15 protein-coding genes, 3 tRNA genes, 1 other RNA gene and 1 other annotated feature are annotated in these 18,006 nt (G+C 45.9%); of the genes, 5 read left to right on the top strand and 14 right to left on the bottom strand.

Translation table 11 applies throughout. From position 1 onward, the window contains the following. Positions 1-253: 253 nt before the first annotated feature. The 6 genes from PJK55_RS14885 to tadA all read right to left on the bottom strand — a co-directional run bounded on the left by PJK55_RS14885 (position 254) and on the right by tadA (position 4,021). Entirely contained in the window at positions 254-478 is a 225-nt protein-coding gene (locus tag PJK55_RS14885) for a YaaL family protein (protein WP_214697288.1), read from the bottom strand. Continuing rightward, positions 475-1,074, bottom strand: a complete 600-nt coding sequence (gene recR, locus PJK55_RS14880; RefSeq protein ID WP_012727753.1) for a recombination mediator RecR — start codon at positions 1,072-1,074, stop codon at positions 475-477. The genes PJK55_RS14885 and recR overlap by 4 nt, the downstream gene beginning before the upstream one ends. 22 nt (positions 1,075-1,096) lie before the next feature. Beyond that, positions 1,097-1,414, bottom strand: a complete 318-nt coding sequence (locus tag PJK55_RS14875; RefSeq protein ID WP_271306297.1) for a YbaB/EbfC family nucleoid-associated protein — start codon at positions 1,412-1,414, stop codon at positions 1,097-1,099. A gap of 14 nt (positions 1,415-1,428) precedes the next feature. Further along, positions 1,429-3,105: a DNA polymerase III subunit gamma/tau gene (gene dnaX / locus PJK55_RS14870; RefSeq protein ID WP_214750038.1), complete on the bottom strand. Its 1,677-nt coding sequence runs from the start codon at positions 3,103-3,105 to the stop codon at positions 1,429-1,431. 94 nt (positions 3,106-3,199) lie between these two features. Beyond that, positions 3,200-3,467, bottom strand: an RNA gene (ffs, locus tag PJK55_RS14865) — signal recognition particle sRNA large type. A gap of 53 nt (positions 3,468-3,520) precedes the next feature. Then, positions 3,521-4,021, bottom strand: a complete 501-nt coding sequence (tadA, locus tag PJK55_RS14860) for a tRNA adenosine(34) deaminase TadA (protein ID WP_074034099.1) — start codon at positions 4,019-4,021, stop codon at positions 3,521-3,523. Between the two features lie 121 nt (positions 4,022-4,142). Between tadA and PJK55_RS14855 the strand changes: the two genes are divergently transcribed. Continuing rightward, a complete protein-coding gene (locus PJK55_RS14855; RefSeq protein WP_214697300.1) occupies positions 4,143-4,778 on the top strand; it encodes a deoxynucleoside kinase in 636 nt (211 codons plus the stop codon). After that, entirely contained in the window at positions 4,775-5,446 is a 672-nt protein-coding gene (locus tag PJK55_RS14850) for a deoxynucleoside kinase (RefSeq protein ID WP_251125747.1), read from the top strand. Before PJK55_RS14855 ends, PJK55_RS14850 begins: the two co-directional genes overlap by 4 nt. Before the next feature lie 122 nt (positions 5,447-5,568). Here the strand turns inward: PJK55_RS14850 and PJK55_RS14845 are convergent. The 7 genes from PJK55_RS14845 to pdxS form a co-directional block, all read right to left on the bottom strand. Continuing rightward, positions 5,569-5,658: transfer RNA gene (locus PJK55_RS14845), tRNA-Ser, on the bottom strand. Positions 5,659-5,687: 29 nt separating this feature from the next. Next, positions 5,688-5,778 (bottom strand) — tRNA-Ser (locus tag PJK55_RS14840). Positions 5,779-5,816: 38 nt separating this feature from the next. After that, positions 5,817-5,907: transfer RNA gene (locus tag PJK55_RS14835), tRNA-Ser, on the bottom strand. A gap of 138 nt (positions 5,908-6,045) precedes the next feature. Next, a complete protein-coding gene (gene serS / locus PJK55_RS14830; RefSeq protein ID WP_271306296.1) occupies positions 6,046-7,329 on the bottom strand; it encodes a serine--tRNA ligase in 1,284 nt (427 codons plus the stop codon). A 52-nt stretch (positions 7,330-7,381) separates the two neighbouring features. Next, positions 7,382-7,591, bottom strand: a binding site (T-box leader). Positions 7,592-7,609: 18 nt separating this feature from the next. Next, entirely contained in the window at positions 7,610-8,857 is a 1,248-nt protein-coding gene (locus PJK55_RS14825) for a D-alanyl-D-alanine carboxypeptidase family protein (RefSeq protein ID WP_214877049.1), read from the bottom strand. An 85-nt stretch (positions 8,858-8,942) separates the two neighbouring features. After that, on the bottom strand, positions 8,943-9,521 hold the full coding sequence (gene pdxT / locus PJK55_RS14820) for a pyridoxal 5'-phosphate synthase glutaminase subunit PdxT (RefSeq protein ID WP_214750030.1): 579 nt from the start codon (positions 9,519-9,521) through the stop codon (positions 8,943-8,945). A gap of 1 nt (position 9,522) precedes the next feature. Continuing rightward, positions 9,523-10,413, bottom strand: coding sequence for a pyridoxal 5'-phosphate synthase lyase subunit PdxS (pdxS, locus tag PJK55_RS14815; protein ID WP_271306295.1), 891 nt, complete (start codon positions 10,411-10,413; stop codon positions 9,523-9,525). Between the two features lie 287 nt (positions 10,414-10,700). Here pdxS and pdxR point away from each other — a divergent pair, with 287 nt between their 5' ends. The 3 genes from pdxR (at position 10,701) to PJK55_RS14800 (ending at position 16,287) form a co-directional block, all read left to right on the top strand. Then, positions 10,701-12,104, top strand: a complete 1,404-nt coding sequence (pdxR, locus tag PJK55_RS14810; RefSeq protein ID WP_271306294.1) for a MocR-like pyridoxine biosynthesis transcription factor PdxR — start codon at positions 10,701-10,703, stop codon at positions 12,102-12,104. Beyond that, positions 12,101-12,721 carry a class A sortase gene (locus PJK55_RS14805; RefSeq protein ID WP_271306293.1) on the top strand — a complete coding sequence of 207 codons (621 nt, stop codon included), beginning with the start codon at positions 12,101-12,103 and terminating at the stop codon, positions 12,719-12,721. The genes pdxR and PJK55_RS14805 overlap by 4 nt, the downstream gene beginning before the upstream one ends. A gap of 143 nt (positions 12,722-12,864) precedes the next feature. Then, positions 12,865-16,287 (top strand): alpha-amylase family glycosyl hydrolase, encoded by a 3,423-nt coding sequence (locus PJK55_RS14800; protein ID WP_271306292.1) that lies wholly within the window; start codon positions 12,865-12,867, stop codon positions 16,285-16,287. Between the two features lie 41 nt (positions 16,288-16,328). On the opposite strand, the gene guaB is transcribed toward PJK55_RS14800, so the two are convergent. Further along, entirely contained in the window at positions 16,329-17,792 is a 1,464-nt protein-coding gene (gene guaB / locus PJK55_RS14795) for an IMP dehydrogenase (protein WP_214697315.1), read from the bottom strand. Between the last annotated feature and the right edge of the window lie 214 nt (positions 17,793-18,006).

Raw genomic sequence — 18,006 nt, 5'->3', positions numbered from 1 at the left:
TGTCGCTCTTGGCGACTTTAATATCTTACCAAGTGAAGAACAAAAGGTCAATCACTTTTTAAAATATTTTTTATTTTGTTTGCCGCTTATCTCGGCGACGTCTATTAATATATCAGTAAAACTTTAACCACGCAACCCTTTTATTAAAATAGTTTTAAGAAATTTATTAAATTATGCTTTAACCACTCACACTATATTTTTTTCTTCATTATATAGGGTTAAAAATAAAATAAGGCGAGCCAACGGCTTCGCCTTATGAACGGAGAGACGATAAGGATACATTTCGTTTTTTCGCCTCTTTCAAATAGAAAAAGTAAAGAGCTTCTGCTTGCTTCACTTGAGCCGCTAATTCTCCTGTATCTTCGATGCTAACTTCAAGCATCCGACGTTTCGACTCAAACTTAGCTTTCGCTTCCATCAACTCAGTCAGTAGTCGTTGATCATAATCATCTTTTAACGACTTACGAAACCATTTCATAATTCTCTTCTACCTTCCATCGCTCGAGACAAGGTCACTTCGTCCGCATACTCTAAATCCCCACCGACGGGCAAACCATGCGCGAGACGAGTTACACGGATTCCTGTCGGCTTAAGTAAGCGTGATAAATACATCGAAGTCGCTTCTCCCTCAATGTTCGGGTTCGTCGCTAAAATCACTTCTTGGATTGACTCGTTCTCTTGTAACCGTGTCAGCAAGCTTGAAACGTTAATATCCTCTGGACCAATCCCTTCCATTGGACTTATGGCTCCATGAAGAACATGATATTTCCCTCTATACTCTCTCATTTTCTCCATGGCAATCACGTCTCTTGAATCTTGAACCACACAAACTACCGTTTCATCCCGGTGTGAGTCTTTACAGATTGCACAAGGATCAATATCTGTAATGTGCCCGCAAACGGTACAATATTTGATGTCCCGTTTCGCACTGACGAGAGACTTCGCAAACGTTAATACATCGTCTTCTTCCATATCTAATACATGGAACGCCAAACGTACTGCAGTTTTCGGACCGATTCCAGGTAGTTTCGTAAAACTCTCAATCAATCGTCCAATGGCTTCAGGGTATTGCAACTCGCATCGATCCTTTCTTCACTTAAAAGCCTGGGAGATTCATACCTTGTGTGAAACGCCCCATCTTATCATTCACAAGCTGATCAGCTTGCTTCATCGCATCATTAATTGCTGCTAAGACGAGATCCTGCAACATATCTACATCGTCCGGGTCGACGACATCTTCTGCAATGATGACATCTAAAACTTCTTTATGACCGCTGACGATAACTTTTACCATGCCGCCTCCTGCAGTACCTTCTACTGATAACTCTTTTAGTTCTTCTTGAGCTTTCGCCATATCTTTTTGCATCTTTTGCATTTGTTTCATCATGTTATTCATATTTCCCATTCCACGCATTCAGAGCGCCTCCCTTATGTTTCTTCGATTTCAACGACATCGCCAAAACGTTCCATCGCCTGTGCAACCAACGGGTCTTCAGTTTCTGGTTCTTCGACTCGCTCTGTCCGCTCTGCTTGTTTTTGAAGGATAAACTCATTCTTCAGTTCATTCCAATCCGTTTCAAGCACCGCCATAATTTCACGACGAATCCCCGTAACTTCAAATAACGCCTGCTCGATTACATCACGCGTACGACCATTCGAACTCACTTGTTCATAGTGCCATGTCATTCCATCTTTAAATTGTACCAGTAAGGTGTCACTTGCACAAAGGACAGCCTCACTTTCATAGAAGAGTGCGAAGATTGGACCATCCTGTATCCGAATATTCGTCATGATGTCGCCCCAACTATCGCGAATCGCATTCAAATGCTGCCGCTCAGCTCGCTGAAGTAATTGGCGAATCCGCTCTTTCGGCACTCGGATTTGTGTTCGTTTCGGAGCAGGCTTCGGTTTTTCCACCTCTCCACCTGTCACAGTCACCCCATTCTTCTTCACTTCATTCAATTCGCGGCTCAACTCACGCACTTGGTCTTGAAGTTGTGTCATCTGCTCACTGATCGTACGACCTTGTTCTGCAATTCGAATGAACGTTAACTCTACCAACACCTTCGGATGATTCGACAGCCTCATTTGCTGCTGGCACTCATTGAGCTCTTCAATCACTTGGAACAATTCGTCCGTCGAAGTCGCTTCGACAAACTGACGGAACTCATCAGTCGGACGAGCGCGCTCTAATAAGTCGGCAGCTTGCGGAGATGCTTTTAAGAGTAACGCATCCCGATGGACGAACACTAAGTCTTCGATGAAACGCTTTAAATCTTTCCCTTCACGTAACATCATTTCAAGCGTACTCAAAATCGCATTCAATTCTTTTTTCTGTAATCCGTATGCCATTTCGAGCAGTGTTTCATCCGTCACAGCACCCGTTACTTCTAACACCGCTTCTTCCGTCAGACGTCCATCGCTAAATGCCAAAGCCTGATCAAGCAAGCTAAGGGCATCCCGCATCCCACCATCAGCAGCCCGTGCGATTAGTTTCAATGCTTCCGGATCATAATCATGGTCTTGATCATTCAAAATATAGGCCATCCGGGTTTGCAATTGACTCACTTCATGTCGTTTGACATCAAATCGCTGACAACGCGAAATAATCGTTGCCGGAATTTTATGCGGTTCTGTCGTCGCTAAGATAAAAATTGCATGTGCTGGCGGTTCTTCGAGTGTTTTCAATAATGCATTGAATGCACCTGTCGACAACATATGCACTTCATCAATGATATATACTTTGTAACGCCCTTGAGACGGTGGATATTTGACTTTGTCTCGGATTTCTCGAATTTCGTCAACTCCATTATTTGATGCCGCATCGATTTCAAACACGTCCGGACTCGTACCTTCCGTGATAGCGATACACGTCGGACAGGTATTACACGGTTCACGTGTCGGTGCACTTTCACAGTTGATCGCCTTAGCAATGATTTTCGCTAAGCTCGTCTTCCCTGTCCCGCGTGGACCTGAAAACAGATAGGCGTGTGACATCCGCTCCTCTAATAAAGCGTTTTGAATCGTACGTGTGATATGGACTTGACCGACGACCTCTTGAAATGACTGAGGTCTGTATACCCGATATAACGCTTGATACGCCATGAGTTCGCCTCCTTCCCCACTTTTCTTCTCTATCTCATCATACAAAAAAATCTACAGCCCTGGGGCCATAGATTGAAGTTATAAAATAAATCTGCCGCGCACCGATTTCTGAAAGCACGTCAACATGCGTTACTCATGCAGTTTGCTCAGCCCAAGCACCCCTGCGGCACACGGTACGTCACCACTTAAGGCTGCTTCCTTCCGGACCTGACCTGGTTCATGGGTGACCGTTGCGCAGGACTCAGACGTCAACGCCACTTACATAAGGCAGACCACACCAGCGCACTCCCTCGAATCGGGATTCAGTCTCGCTACAGCGGATTGCGAGTTACAGGGCACCGCTACCTCCCCACCTAGCACGGCAAATGGGTAAATGAAATTATGCACTATCTCGAGTGCTATTACATTATACTGTTTAATCGATTGGGTTGCAACCTCTCTGATGAAGTCTCTCTTGTTTCTTCCTTTCTCTAAGCGCCCGGAAGAAATCAGTTAGAAGTCGTCCACATTCTTCTGCTAAAACATTTTCGGTTACGTCAGCCTGATGATTGAATCGTTCATCTTGTACCAAATTCATCAACGTACCGCAACAACCCCCTTTCGGATCATGTGCACCGAAGATGACCCGCTTCACTCGGGATAGCACAATGGCACCCGCACACATTGGACACGGTTCGAGTGTGACGTATAACTCACAATCTTCCAATCGCCAATTTCCTAATGCTTCATTCGCCGCTTCAATCGCGATCATTTCAGCGTGAGCAGCAGCTAAAAGATCGGTTTCACGACGATTATGACCAGTCGCAATCACTTCGTCACCTTTCACAATCACACAGCCGATTGGAACCTCACCGATGGCCTCTGCTTTCTTTGCTTCTTCGATGGCCAACTGCATAAATCGTTCATCACGTTCCATCGATTCACCTCATTTCTTATTTAACACTATGAAAAAAAATGAAAATCAAATCCCTCGCCATATCATTCGCATTCTATGCTAGAATGGAACTTGCACTTTGGATAATGGAGGATGACATCATATGTTTATAACGGTAGAAGGACCGATTGGTGTCGGGAAAACATCACTGGCCCATATCATCAGTCAGCATTTCTCGATGCAGATGCTGAATGAAATTGTAGAAGAGAACCCATTTCTCGGCAAGTTTTATGAAGATATCGAAGAATGGAGTTTCCAAACGGAAATGTTCTTCTTATGCAATCGATTCAAGCAGTTGGATGATATTCATAAACACCACTTGAGTCAACAGCAATCCGTCGTTTCGGACTATCATATTTTCAAAAACTTGATTTTTGCTCACCGTTCGTTGAAACCTGCGCATTTAAACAAGTACGAGCAGATTTATAAGATTTTGACACATGATATGCCGAAACCTGATGTCGTCATTTACTTACACGCCAGCATTGAGACACTGATGAAACGCGTTGCTTTGCGTGGACGTGAAGTGGAAGAAAATATGTCTCGCGATTATCTCGAACAGCTTGCTCACGATTATGAGACGTTCGTCGAATCCTATCGCGCGGCCCATCCAGAAGTGAAAATCCTCTCATTTAGTGGGGATGAACTCGACTTTGTACACAATCCGGACGATTTGACACATGTCCTCAAGACGATTGAACGCGAATTAGAATTAACTAAAGGAGCACAATTAAAATGAAGCTGATTGATAAATATAACATTCCGAACGATACGATCATTACAATCGGTGGAATGGTTGGAATCGGGAAATCGACGATTACCAATTCGTTAGCCGATGCTTTAAACTTCCGAACGTCGCTAGAGAAAGTAGATACGAACCCTTACCTCGATAAATTCTATCATGATTTTGAACGTTGGAGTTTCCATCTTCAAATTTACTTCTTAGCAGAACGCTTTAAAGAACAGAAGAAAATCTTCCAATACGGTGGCGGCTTCATTCAAGACCGTTCCATCTATGAAGACACAGGCATCTTCGCAAAAATGCATTATGAAAAAGGGACGATGTCACCAACAGACTACGAAACGTATTCAAGTTTGTTCGAGGCTATGGTGTTAACACCCTTCTTCCCACACCCAGACCTATTGATTTATCTTGAAGGTTCGTTCGAACAAGTCCTTGAACGTATCCAGATGCGCGGTCGCGAGATGGAGCAACAAACACCAATCGCTTATTGGGAAGAGATGTACGAACGCTACACAGAGTGGATCAACAACTTCAACTTGTGCCCAGTACTACGCCTCTCGATTGAAGAGTACGACCTCATCAAAGACCCAGACTCAGTCGAACTCATCCTTGAAAAAATCGAAAAGCAGTTAACGATTGCTCGCGAAGCAAAAGTTAGATAATCATACAGAGGGATTACGCCATCAAAAGCGTGATCTCTCTTTTTTGTGCATAAAAAAATCCACAGCGCATATGTCTGTGGATACAAAAAATGCATCTGCCTCTGCAGATGCCCGATTGAAAGCGGAGTTGGTGGGATTCGAACCCACGCGAGCCTTGCGACTCCTAACGGATTTCGAGTCCGTCCCCTTCAGCCGGACTTGGGTACAACTCCAGGCCTAAAAAAGTGTAAAAAAAAGAAAGTGGAGGAGGTGGTGGGATTCGAACCCACGCAGGCTGTTACACCCCTGACGGTTTTCAAGACCGTTCCCTTAAACCACTTGGGTACACCTCCAAAAAGATATAAAATTGTGTGAGCCTCCAAAAAAGAAATGGAGGAGGTGGTGGGATTCGAACCCACGCAGGCTGTTACACCCCTGACGGTTTTCAAGACCGTTCCCTTAAACCACTTGGGTACACCTCCAAAGCTCATATGCAATTCGTGAGCAACAGTGTCGCTCGACATGATTTATAGTACCAACTGAAGAGACAGATGTCAAACCCTTTTGTGAAAAAACATTAAAAAAAATTGAGCGCCTCAAAATCGAGGCGGCTCAAGTGTTTAGTTCGGCATTTCAATCTTTTCTTTCCCACCCATGTAAGGACGAAGCACTTCCGGAATGACGACTGATCCATCTGCCTGTTGATAGTTTTCCAAAATCGCTGCCACCGTTCGACCGACTGCCAATCCTGAGCCGTTCAATGTATGAACGAATTCTGGTTTCGCGTTGTCATCACGACGGAAGCGAATTCCCGCACGACGCGCTTGGAAATCTTCGAAGTTAGAGCAAGAAGAAATCTCACGATACATCCCTTGTGCTGGCATCCATACTTCGATGTCGTATTTTTTCGCAGCTGTGAAGCCGAGGTCTGCCGTGCACATGCTGAGTACTTGATACGGAAGTCCAAGACGCTTCAATACCTCTTCAGCATGACCTGTCAATAATTCTAGTTGTTCATATGACTCTTCTGGTTTCACGAAGCGGACGAGCTCGACTTTGTTGAACTGGTGCTGACGAATCAAGCCACGTGTATCACGACCAGCTGAACCGGCTTCAGAACGGAAGTTAGCGCTATATGCTGTATACGTAATCGGAAGCTGTGTTTCCGGGATGATTTCTTCACGGTGCATGTTTGTAACTGGCACTTCAGCTGTTGGAACGAGGAAGTAGTTCGTGTCCTCTACTTTGAACGCATCTTCTTCAAATTTAGGAAGTTGACCTGTTCCGATCATCGAATCACGATTGACCATGTACGGCGGCAATACTTCTGAGTATCCATGCTCGTCTGAATGAAGGTCCATCATAAAGTTGATCAGAGCACGTTCTAAGCGAGCACCTAATCCTTTATAGAAGACAAAACGGCTACCCGTTACTTTTCCAGCGCGCTCGACATCGACGATTTTTAGGTCTTCCATCACGTCCCAATGTTGCTTCGGCTCGAAATCAAAATCAGGCTTTGTTCCGATTTCACGAATCGTCACGTTATCGTCTTCTGTCTCACCGATTGGAGTTGACTCATGTGGGATGTTTGGAATGCTGAGCAAGATCAAGTTGAGCTCTGCCTCTACTTCTCGTAACTCCTCATCCAACAATTTGATTTCATCCCCAAGTCGGCGTGTTTCCAAGATTGGACCTTCTGCATCTTGTTTGTTGCGTTTTAGTTCAGCGATTTGTTTTGTCGCTTCATTGCGCTTCGCTTTCTTTACTTCCACTTCGTTAATCAAGTCACGGCGCTTTTCTTCTAACTGCGGGAAGCGGTCAAGTGCACTCAAATCTTCTCCACGGTAAGCTAATTTTTCTTTAATCCCTTCAAAATCTTGTCGTAAACGTTTAATGTCTAACATTGCTGTTCCTCCTTTTTTCATATAAAAAAGGCGGCACGTCCCTTTCCCGTAGGAAAGGGACGAACCACCTTGGATCCGCGTTGCCACCCTCGTTGCCCAAATGCATGAGCCACTCGATGCACGTAACGTGTGCCAAACGTGACTTGTTTCCAAGTCAATGCTCCGAGGCCGATTCGGTTACGCCATCTCACTAGTTTGCACCAACCACTAGCTCTCTGTCAGTAGACGTACGTAACGTACTTATTCTCATCATCGCATCTGTCATTGAATTAATCTTACTTTACAACATCTGAACTTGTTCGACAAGACTGATTTTTCCAAGTGCCAATCTGATTTGATCGAGGAAATCAACAAATGCTCGCGTCATTCTCGTCAAAAACGAAGCCGTATCAACCGCCTCTGCCGTGACAAGCGTCATCTTCGGAGGCGTCTCCCCTTCTAAATAGCGAACTTGATCCGAGGAGTCGATGGTAACCGTACCTGCCTGTGTATCGACCTTGACCGGAGCGTCTAGTTCGAGCAGTTCAACTTTCGGTTCAGGGACAGGTTTCCCTTTTTCGACTAACACTTCAAAGTCATTCGTCGTCCGGACAGCGACTTGTTCCGTTTCACCTTGAGAGACCGTTGCCGTTTCCGAAATGGTTTCCCCCGTCCGTAAAATCGGTGTCATGACGAAATCTGCGTATGCATAGTCGTGTAACGCTTTCGTCGCGACATAGCGTCCCTCATCAGATGGTGCGCCAAGAACGACGGATAACACAGTGCGACCATCCCGCGTCGACACACCGACAAAGCAATAGCCTGCTTCATTCGTTGTTCCTGTCTTAAAGCCGAGCATCCCTGGATAGGCGAGATCCCGGTCGGCAAGCATTCGGTTCGTCGCGTCAAAGCGAACACCGTCGACATCCACGTATGCCCGTTTCGTCACGTCGAGCACTTCCGGATAAGTCGTCAAATACGCAATCGCCAACTTCATTAAATCATTGGCAGATGTCAAATTATCTCCTGGTAGACCGGCTGACACAGAATCGAGTCCCGATGCATTCGCAAACGTCGTTTGTGTCATCCCTAACTCATCCGCTCGACGATTCATTTCTTTGACGAACGCCTCTTCTGAACCAGACACCGCTTCCCCGAGCGTCACAGCCGCTTCGTTCGCCGAACGAATTAATGCTGCATCGTATAACTCTTTGACGGTATACGGTTTATTCAGTAGCGGGATTCGTGCAAGTCCCGGTTTTCTCGTCAGCGCCAAGGCAGCGTCACTCGGTGTAACCTCTTGATTCCAACTGAGCTTTCCTTCTTCGATCGCTTCACGCGTCAAAAATGCCGTCATCAGCTTTGTGATCGAAGCCGGTTGAAGCATGGCATCTTCCTGTTTTGTAAATAAGACCTGCCCTGTCGTCACGTCTACGAGCATCGCGCTCGCCGCGTCGACTTTTGGCGCGGCCGCAGAGGCGACTGAGGGTACGATTACTTGTACAAGCAACATGGCAACAAACATCATGATTAAATAGCGAGCCTTCACATAGTTACCCCTTTCTATACGCTTCTTTGTTCAGTGTAACAAAAAATAAGTTTGAAGGACCCCCTTTTCATGAGGTCCCTCAAACTTATGCATATTGCTTCTGATTTTCTTTAACCATCTCGATAAAATAACGGTGCAATGATAAATCTTCTGTCAATTCTGGATGGAATGAACAAGCCAGGTACTGGTTGTAACGAACTGCTACAATCGCTTCCTCAACTTCAGCGAGCACATCTACTTCCGGTTCAACTCGCGCCACTTGTGGGGCACGAATAAACACCGCTTCGACTGGCTCATCAATTCCTTTTACCGGAAGATCGACTTCAAAACTGTCGACCTGACGTCCGAATGCATTACGTTTTACTGTCATCGGAATTTTCTTTAAGTGGGCGTCATACCCTTCGACTTCGTTCGCGAGAAGAATCATGCCGGCACATGTACCAAACATCGGTAACGTCTCCATGTCGCGAAGTGGCTCAAGTAACTCATAACGATCGAGTAAGCGTCGCATCGCGGTACTTTCTCCACCTGGTAAGACTAATCCATCGATTGCTTTCAAGTCTTCTAGTGAGCGGACTACAACGGTTTGAGCACCGAGCGCTTCAAGCATACGAACATGCTCACGAATTGCGCCCTGCATCCCTAATACGCCAATCGTTACCATCTTACCAGCCTCGTGGTGCCATGAGTTCTTCATCTTTGAGCGTACGGACGTCGAGTCCTTTCATCGCCTCACCTAATCCTTTTGAAAGGTTCGCGATTCGCTCATAGTCATCGTGGTACGTTGTCGCTTCTACGATGGCACGTGCGAATTTCTCTGGGTTCTCCGCTTTGAAGATACCAGATCCGACGAAGACACCATCTGCTCCGAGATGCATCATCAAGGCAGCATCAGCTGGTGTCGCGATTCCACCCGCCGCAAAGTTAACGACCGGGAGACGACCCGCTTCACGAATTTGCATAAGCACTTCAAATGGAGCTCCGAGATCACGAGCCTCTGTCATGACTTCATCCACGCTCATCGACAAGAGACGCTTCACTTGTGCTTGTACGGTGCGCATGTGACGAACCGCTTCCACGATGTTCCCTGTTCCTGGCTCACCTTTTGTACGAATCATTGCCGCGCCTTCGCCGATACGACGAGCCGCTTCGCCAAGGTCACGTGCTCCACATACAAACGGTGCTGTATAGTCGCGTTTGTACAAATGGAACTCTTCATCTGCTGGCGTCAATACTTCACTCTCATCGATAAAGTCGACCCCCATCGACTCGAGTACACGAGCTTCAGCGATATGTCCGATACGGCATTTTGCCATAACCGGAACAGATACTGCTCCCATGACGTCTTCAATGATTGTTGGGTCGGCCATACGGGCAACCCCGCCCATTTTGCGGATGTCCGAAGGCACACGTTCAAGTGCCATGACAGCAACCGCACCTGCAGCTTCAGCAATTTTTGCTTGTTCTGCATTGATGACGTCCATGATGACGCCACCTTTTTGCATTTCGGCCATCCCGCGTTTTACTTTATCTGTTCCCACTTGTCTCTTTTCCATTGAAATCCCTCCATGAGTTCATGTTCTACTTGCTAGTATAAGCTGGATTGACTATATTAAAAGTGCCAGATTATCATTTTTTAAAGTGGTCAGTTTGGAAAAAGGACTCTATTGCTACTATCGCGAACGTGTTGAAGTATAAAGGAGGAATCAATATGTTCGACCGCGATCCGTTTGAAGGAGGTCATCGCGCCTCATTCGGTACACCTGGAATTGTCTCAGCCTTGATCATCATCGGTTTTCTCTTATACTTCTTTTTCGGCTCGTAAAGAAAGGAACGTCGTCTTATGGATATGCTTACCTTCTCACTTGAACAAGACTCATCCATCCCGCTATATGAGCAATTGTATAAACACATTCGGGATGCTATCGTCGACGATACGTTAAAGACGGGTACCAAGTTACCTTCGAAACGTAAACTCACTCAATTTTTGGATGTGTCTCAGACGACAGTCGAGTTCGCATACGCCCAGTTACTCGCCGAAGGATATATTGAATCCGTTCCCCGGAAAGGATTTTATGTGTTACCGCAAGAGGAACTGTACGTCCGGCGATCGAGCAGCACCATCACGCCGTCCCCACCTAAAAAGACGTATACGTACGATGTATCGCCAAGTCAAATCGATACGACCGCTTTTCCGTTTGAACGTTGGAAACGACACGTCAAGAACGTTGTCGATGAGGTTCATCATGAACTACTCGCGCTAGGTTCCGTCCAAGGGGATCTCGAGCTACGACAGGAAATTGCGACCTATCTCTATCATTCACGAGGCGTCCAGTGCTCACCTGAACAAATCATCGTCGGACCAGGGACAGAACAACTCCTTCCACAGCTTTTGGATTTGTTACCTGATGCATCGGTCTTTGGTATTGAAGATCCCGGCTATCCACTCACTCGTCTTTTATTCGAGCAACAGGGGCGCACCTCTATCCCGATCCCGGTAGATGAAAGTGGAGTTTGTGTCAGTGAGCTCGAACGCCATGAAATCGATGCGCTATACGTGACACCTGCCCATCAATTTCCGACAGGTACTGTCCTATCCGTCAGTCGACGCCAACGTTTATTGAATTGGGCGCTCGTTCACCAGACGTATATCATTGAGGACGATTACGATAGTGAGTTCCGTTATAGTGGTAAACCCATCCCCTCTCTTCAAAGTATGGACCCGAACGAACGTGTCATCTATATCAGTACTTTCTCGAAATCACTCATGCCATCCCTTCGTATTGGATATATGGTGTTACCAACACCTCTATTGAATCGTTACCGAGAGCGACATCATTACTTCACGTGTAGCGTTCCACGATTCGAACAGCATACGTTGGCTCTATTCATGTCGAGTGGTGACTTCGAGAAGCATTTGAATCGGATGCGAAAAATATACCGTCGCAAGTTAGAGATTGTGCTCGCTGCCTTCCGCCCATTCGAACCAATTGTCACAGTGACAGGTGCGAGCGCTGGATTGCACGTTGTCTTGACCGTCATCAGCGATCGGACAGAGAAAGAATTGAAACAATCCGCTGAATCGTCCGAAATCGCCATCAAATCGATGAACGACTATCGCATCGTACACCCAGATTCGCACAAACAATTTTTGTTTGGCTTTGCACACTTGCCTGAATCCTCGTTACCGAATGTGATTGATCAGTTGATGAATGCCTGGACAATCCCGAAAGGAGCGACTACATGAAGCGACACGCTCGATGGATCATCGGAATTTGTTTACTCGGCAGCGGTCTATTCTTTTTAACGAGCTCGATTTGGAAAGAGAATATCGCTAGTTCAACGAGCGAATATGTCGTTGAACATATGGAATTGCAAGACGAGAGTGAAATTGAGTCGAATTATGATTTTGCGGCAGTCACACCACTTTCCTTAGCAGACGTCTTGCAAGCGCGCAATCGGTTTCATCAGTTGCCGACAATCGGTGTCATTTCCATTCCAGATGTTTCACTGGAGCTTCCGATTATAAAAGGGTTAGATGATGAGAGTCTCGCCATCGGAGCGGGAACCATGGATCCCGATCAACAAATGGGGGTAGGCAATTACGCACTGGCCGGTCATTATTTACAACATGCGACCGCTCTATTCGGTCCGCTCCATGAAGTCCATGTTGGTATGAAGATCTATCTTCGAGATGATACACACACTTACGAATACATCGTGACATCGCTTGAGACCGTCTCTCCTGAACGAGTTGATGTATTAGATGAAACAGCTACTCCTACCCTTACATTGATCACTTGTACGTTCGATACGACGGAACGACTCATCGTCAAAGGTTCACTCGTCACTACTGAATCATGACCGCATCTCCTCAACCAACAGGAGATGCGGTCATTTATTGTTTTTTCAAAAACATATTGTTAGCGCTCACAACTTCCGCTAAACTATTTTTGAAAACGTTTGCATAAAATTGTGCAATTTAACTCAAACAAAAGAGGTGTCTCATGAAGAAAAAAACTGCTCGTCAGGCTTCGACTTTATTCCTGTCCGGTGCATTGCTCATTCAAGCCGGGGTTCCGATGAACGCATTGGCTGAACCGACTGCAATCACAATTGATGGGGCAAAAACAGATTGGGCTAATATTCCCGCCCTCGCAAGTTCTCCCACTGCTGGATGGCAAGGATTTGATGTCGGTGATTTATACATAAACAATGATGCCCAACATCTATATTTTTACATAGACGCGAATAATGTCCCGAACTGGGGAGACAACGGGCAATATATCAACATCGCCCTTCAAATCAATGATGAAGATTCAGGTGTATCGACGAATCCCCTCGGTTATCCATTCGATTTTAAAGGTGTCGACAAGGCGCCTCAGTATCATATTCTCGTCCGAGTCGATGGCGATCAGAATGTAAAAGAGGCTGCTCTTTATCAGGCTGGTCAAGAGAAACCACTTTTACAATTGAATCAGTTGAACGGTGCGGCTTTTGCCTTAGACCGAACGAAAGGATTTGAAGGAAAAGTTCCTCTGTCATTACTCGGCTTAAACAATGGAGATCGAGTCCGCGCCTTAACTGTATTAAGCGGAAATAACGCCGGAGAACATGGAGCGTTCGATACGATTCCGAGTAATGCTGCCAATCAATTGGTCAATAGTTGGAACGTGTCCGCCACGCCATCCACACAATCTGTTTATAGTGCCCCGTTCACATTAAATGGGGTAGAGACGATCGACCAACTTGAAGTTGCTTCCGTGACCCCGGCCTCATCATCAATTGATGTGGATGTGTCTGCTCCAATCACATGGACGTTCAATGAACCTGTCCGTCTCGATTCGGCATCGGTCACCTTACAACAAGGGGAGACGCGTGTTCCCGTTGATGTGACAACGAACGGTACGAGCGTGACACTTCAACCGAAAGAAGCTCTCGCTCTCAATACGTCATATACGGCCACTATTCCAGAAGGTGCAGTGACTGGAACGATTTCGAATACGACACTCCCGGCATTGACGAATACTTTCAAAACAGCAACAAAGCTCGCTGATCCTTGGGAAACGACACGCTATATCGAAATGAAATATGTCCGTGCCGATCATGACTATACGGATTGGAACTTATGGACATGGAGCACAGGAAAAAAAGACGGACAAGTCGATCCATACCGGATAACTGACGATGGGGCCATCTTCCGTATCCCAGTCGGTCAAGACACCACGAAAGTTGGGGTCGTCATTCGAAAAGGCACGGACTGGGCCGTTAAGGATGCTTATGGAGAAGACAGATACGTCACGCTCGGAGAAGACCGCGTCACGAAGGTCGTCGTCGAAAGCGGAAAAGGTACCTTCCATCAAGTTCCGACAATCAGTGGTCCCGAATACGGTACAGATGGGGTTCAATTCTTCTATCGTGATGTAGCACTCTATGAAGCAGGAGAAATGGATGAAATCGATCAGGTCGCACTCAAAATCAATGGCGAGACGTATCCGATGACTTATGAGCCAGAAAACGAGTGGTTCCGCCACACGGTACGTTTACCTGAAGGAATCCATGACTACACGTATCTCGTCACGAAGGACGGCGTCACGACTGAAGTGAAAGATTCTTATTTCGAAGCTTCTCAAATCGAATATCGTCAACCAACCGTCAAACTCACTTCTTCTGTCAGTCCGAAAGCCATTAGCTCTCGTGAAAATGCGGTCGTTCGAGTAAATCCGACCTTGCCAAAAGGTGTGACACTCCGAGAACTCTATATCGATGCACGCCCACTCGGCGGTCCTGCGAAGTTACACATTGATCGTGCGTTAAACGCTCAAACAATCGCGGTGAAAGACACAGTCAAACCTGGAAATAAGACGCTTGCCGTCACTGCAATCGATCAATATGGAAATGTTCATCGCTCGAAAACAACAGTTCGTGTCGTACCTAAAGCGATGAAAGAAAAACAAGCGTTTGACTGGGATGAGGCACGCATCTATTTCATGCTCACCGATCGCTTCTACAACGGAGATTTATCCAATGACAACCCGAATCGTGAGTACTATGACAAAGACCATCCTGAGTCTTACCATGGCGGCGATTTTGCAGGTGTCACGAAAAAACTCGATTATTTAGATGATCTTGGGATCAATACGATTTGGATCACGCCAATTGTGGATAACATCGATTGGGATTTACGATATGGAAAAGACGGTTCTCAGTATGGATATCATGGGTATTGGGCCAAGAACTTTGAAAAACTCGATGAACATCTCGGGGACATGGCTGCCTTCCATAAACTGATTGATGAAGCGCATAAGCGTGGAATGAAAATTATGGTCGACGTCGTCTTAAACCATCCTGGCTACGGAATGGAGCCTGGGGCAAGCTCATCTGTCACAAACTTCCCAACGGATGCAGAACGACAAGTATTCGATGGAATGATTCGTGAAAATCCAGTCGACGGGGACGACATTAAAATGTCGTTATCCGGTCTTCCCGACTTCAAGACGGAAGAAGCTGCCGTTCGAGAACAATTGGTGAAATGGCAGACGGATTGGATCAAACGATCGAAAACGAAAAAAGGCAACACGATTGATTACTTCCGTGTCGATACGGTCAAACACGTGGACTCCACAACGTGGAAATCCTTTAAAAATGAATTAACAGCAATCAAACCGAATTTCAAATTGATTGGGGAGCACTACGGGGCGAGTATCAACAACACAGGCGGCTACTTAAGAAGTGGTCAAATGGATTCCCTGCTCGACTTTGATTTTAAATATCAAGCCGAACGATTCGTGAATGGCAATATCGAAGACGTTGAAAAGGCACTTCAATATCGCAACACTCAATTATCGAACGAAGCGACGCTCGGACAATTCTTGAGTAGCCATGATGAAGACGGCTTCCTTGTCTCGCGGGCAGACGGGGATACTGGAAAGCAAATGGTCGCAGCCTCTCTTCAAATCACGGCGAAGGGTCAGCCTGTGATCTATTACGGAGAAGAAGTCGGTCAATCTGGGAAGCATGCGGGCGATATGGATAAAGGCGAGTTCAATGAAAATCGCTATGACTTCGACTGGTCTCGCGTCAAAGGTGAAGGAAAAGCGATGCATACGCACTATCAAAAACTTTTGAATATCCGTGCAGACTATTCTCACGTATTCAGTAAAGGGACACGTTCGTCCCTCGCTTCGAATTCTGAGGCTGGCTATTCGATCTTCAAACGAAGTTATGGAAAACAATCGGTTCTCGTCGGATTAAATACGAAAGAGAAAGCGCAAACTGTTTCCTTTAATACTTCATATAAAGCGAAAACCGTATTGATTGACCGATATAGCGGTAAACAATACATCGTTCAAAAGAATGGCAAAGTCACTGTCTCACTTCCTGCTCAAAATCAAGGGGGTACCGTGATTTTAGTAGAGAAGCGCAAATAAATAACCGCCATCCTGAGTGTACAGGATGGCGGCTTTTTACATTAGCGTGAGTAGTTCGGTGCTTCTTTTGTGATATTGACATCGTGTGGGTGACTTTCTTGAAGACCCGCACCCGTCATACGAATGAATTGTGTGTCTTCACGAAGGGCACGGATGTCGGCAGCGCCACAGTATCCCATACCTGAGCGAAGACCACCAATCAATTGATATACCGTGTCAGCGAGTTCGCCACGATAGGCAACACGTCCTTCGATTCCTTCTGGAACGAACTTTTTGTCTGCTTCTTGGAAGTAACGGTCTTGGCTACCGCGCTTCATCGATGCTTCAGATCCCATACCACGGTATGTCTTAAACTGACGACCTTGGTAAATTTCCATTTCGCCTGGGCTCTCTTTCACACCAGCAAGCAAGCTACCAAGCATGACAGCGTTTGCTCCAGCAGCGATGGCTTTGACGATATCGCCTGAGTACTTGATTCCACCATCAGCGATGACTGATACACCATGCTCTTTTGCTTCTGTGACACAATCATATACAGCTGTGATTTGTGGAACACCAACGCCTGCAACGACGCGTGTCGTACAGATTGATCCTGGTCCAATTCCGACTTTGATGACCGATGCTCCAGCCTCAATCAAAGCGCGTGTCGCTTCAGCAGTCGCTACGTTACCTGCAATGATTGGAAGTGATGGGAACGTATCGCGCAACTCACGAACTTTTTCAAGCACACCAGCCGAATGTCCATGTGCTGTATCGATCACTAACGCATCTACACCTGCTTCTACAAGTACTTGAGCACGTGATGCTGCATCTTTTGTTACTCCGACTGCAGCTGCTACAAGAAGACGTCCTTGCTTGTCTTTTGCTGCGTTCGGGAACTGTTCGACCTTCTCGATATCTTTTGTCGTGATGAGACCTTTCAATACGCCAGCTTCATCGACAAGTGGAAGTTTTTCAATGCGGTGTTGATGAAGAATGCGCTCTGCTTCTTCAAGCGATGTACCCACTTTTGCAGTGATGAGGTTTTCCGTTGTCATCACATCCTTGATGACGGTAGAATAATCTTTGATGAAGCGAAGATCACGATTCGTCAAAATACCAATCAATTTACGTTCTTCTTCTGAATTGACGATTGGGACACCAGAAATGCGATATTTACTCATCAAATACTCAGCGTCATACACTTGACGATCTGGAGTTAAATAGAAAGGATTTGTGATGACACCATTCTCTGAGCGCTTAACGCGATCGACATGCTCAGCCTGCATTTCCATTGACATGTTCTTGTGAATGACACCTAATCCGCCTTGACGAGCCATAGCAATCGCCATCGGAGCTTCCGTGACGGTATCCATACCCGCACTGATGATTGGGATATTCAATTCTAATCCTTCACAGAGCTTTGTGCTTAAATCAACGTCACGCGGTAAAACATTTGAGAACCTCGGTACGAGTAATACATCATCAAACGTTAAACCTTCTTTTGCAAACTTGTTTTCCCACATAAAAATTGATGGCCCCTTTCTCGTTCTACCTACATCTTTGTTTCGAAATATTTCTGTAATGGTAACAGGTATAACGCAAAAGTGCAATTCAATTCCCGATGTTCAGAAAAGTCAGAATTGTGTTCATTCCTCTATGAATGATGAGAATTGTTCGGAGTTTCATAATAAAAGGGACATAAATACGGAGTTCGATTTCATCATACATACAAAAAAG

The sequence above is a fragment of the Exiguobacterium sp. MMG028 genome (assembly GCF_027947425.1).
GTDB lineage: Bacteria > Bacillota > Bacilli > Exiguobacteriales > Exiguobacteriaceae > Exiguobacterium > Exiguobacterium aestuarii_A.
Note: the sequence above shows the minus strand (reverse complement) of the source record. Positions and strands in the feature narration are given on the sequence as shown.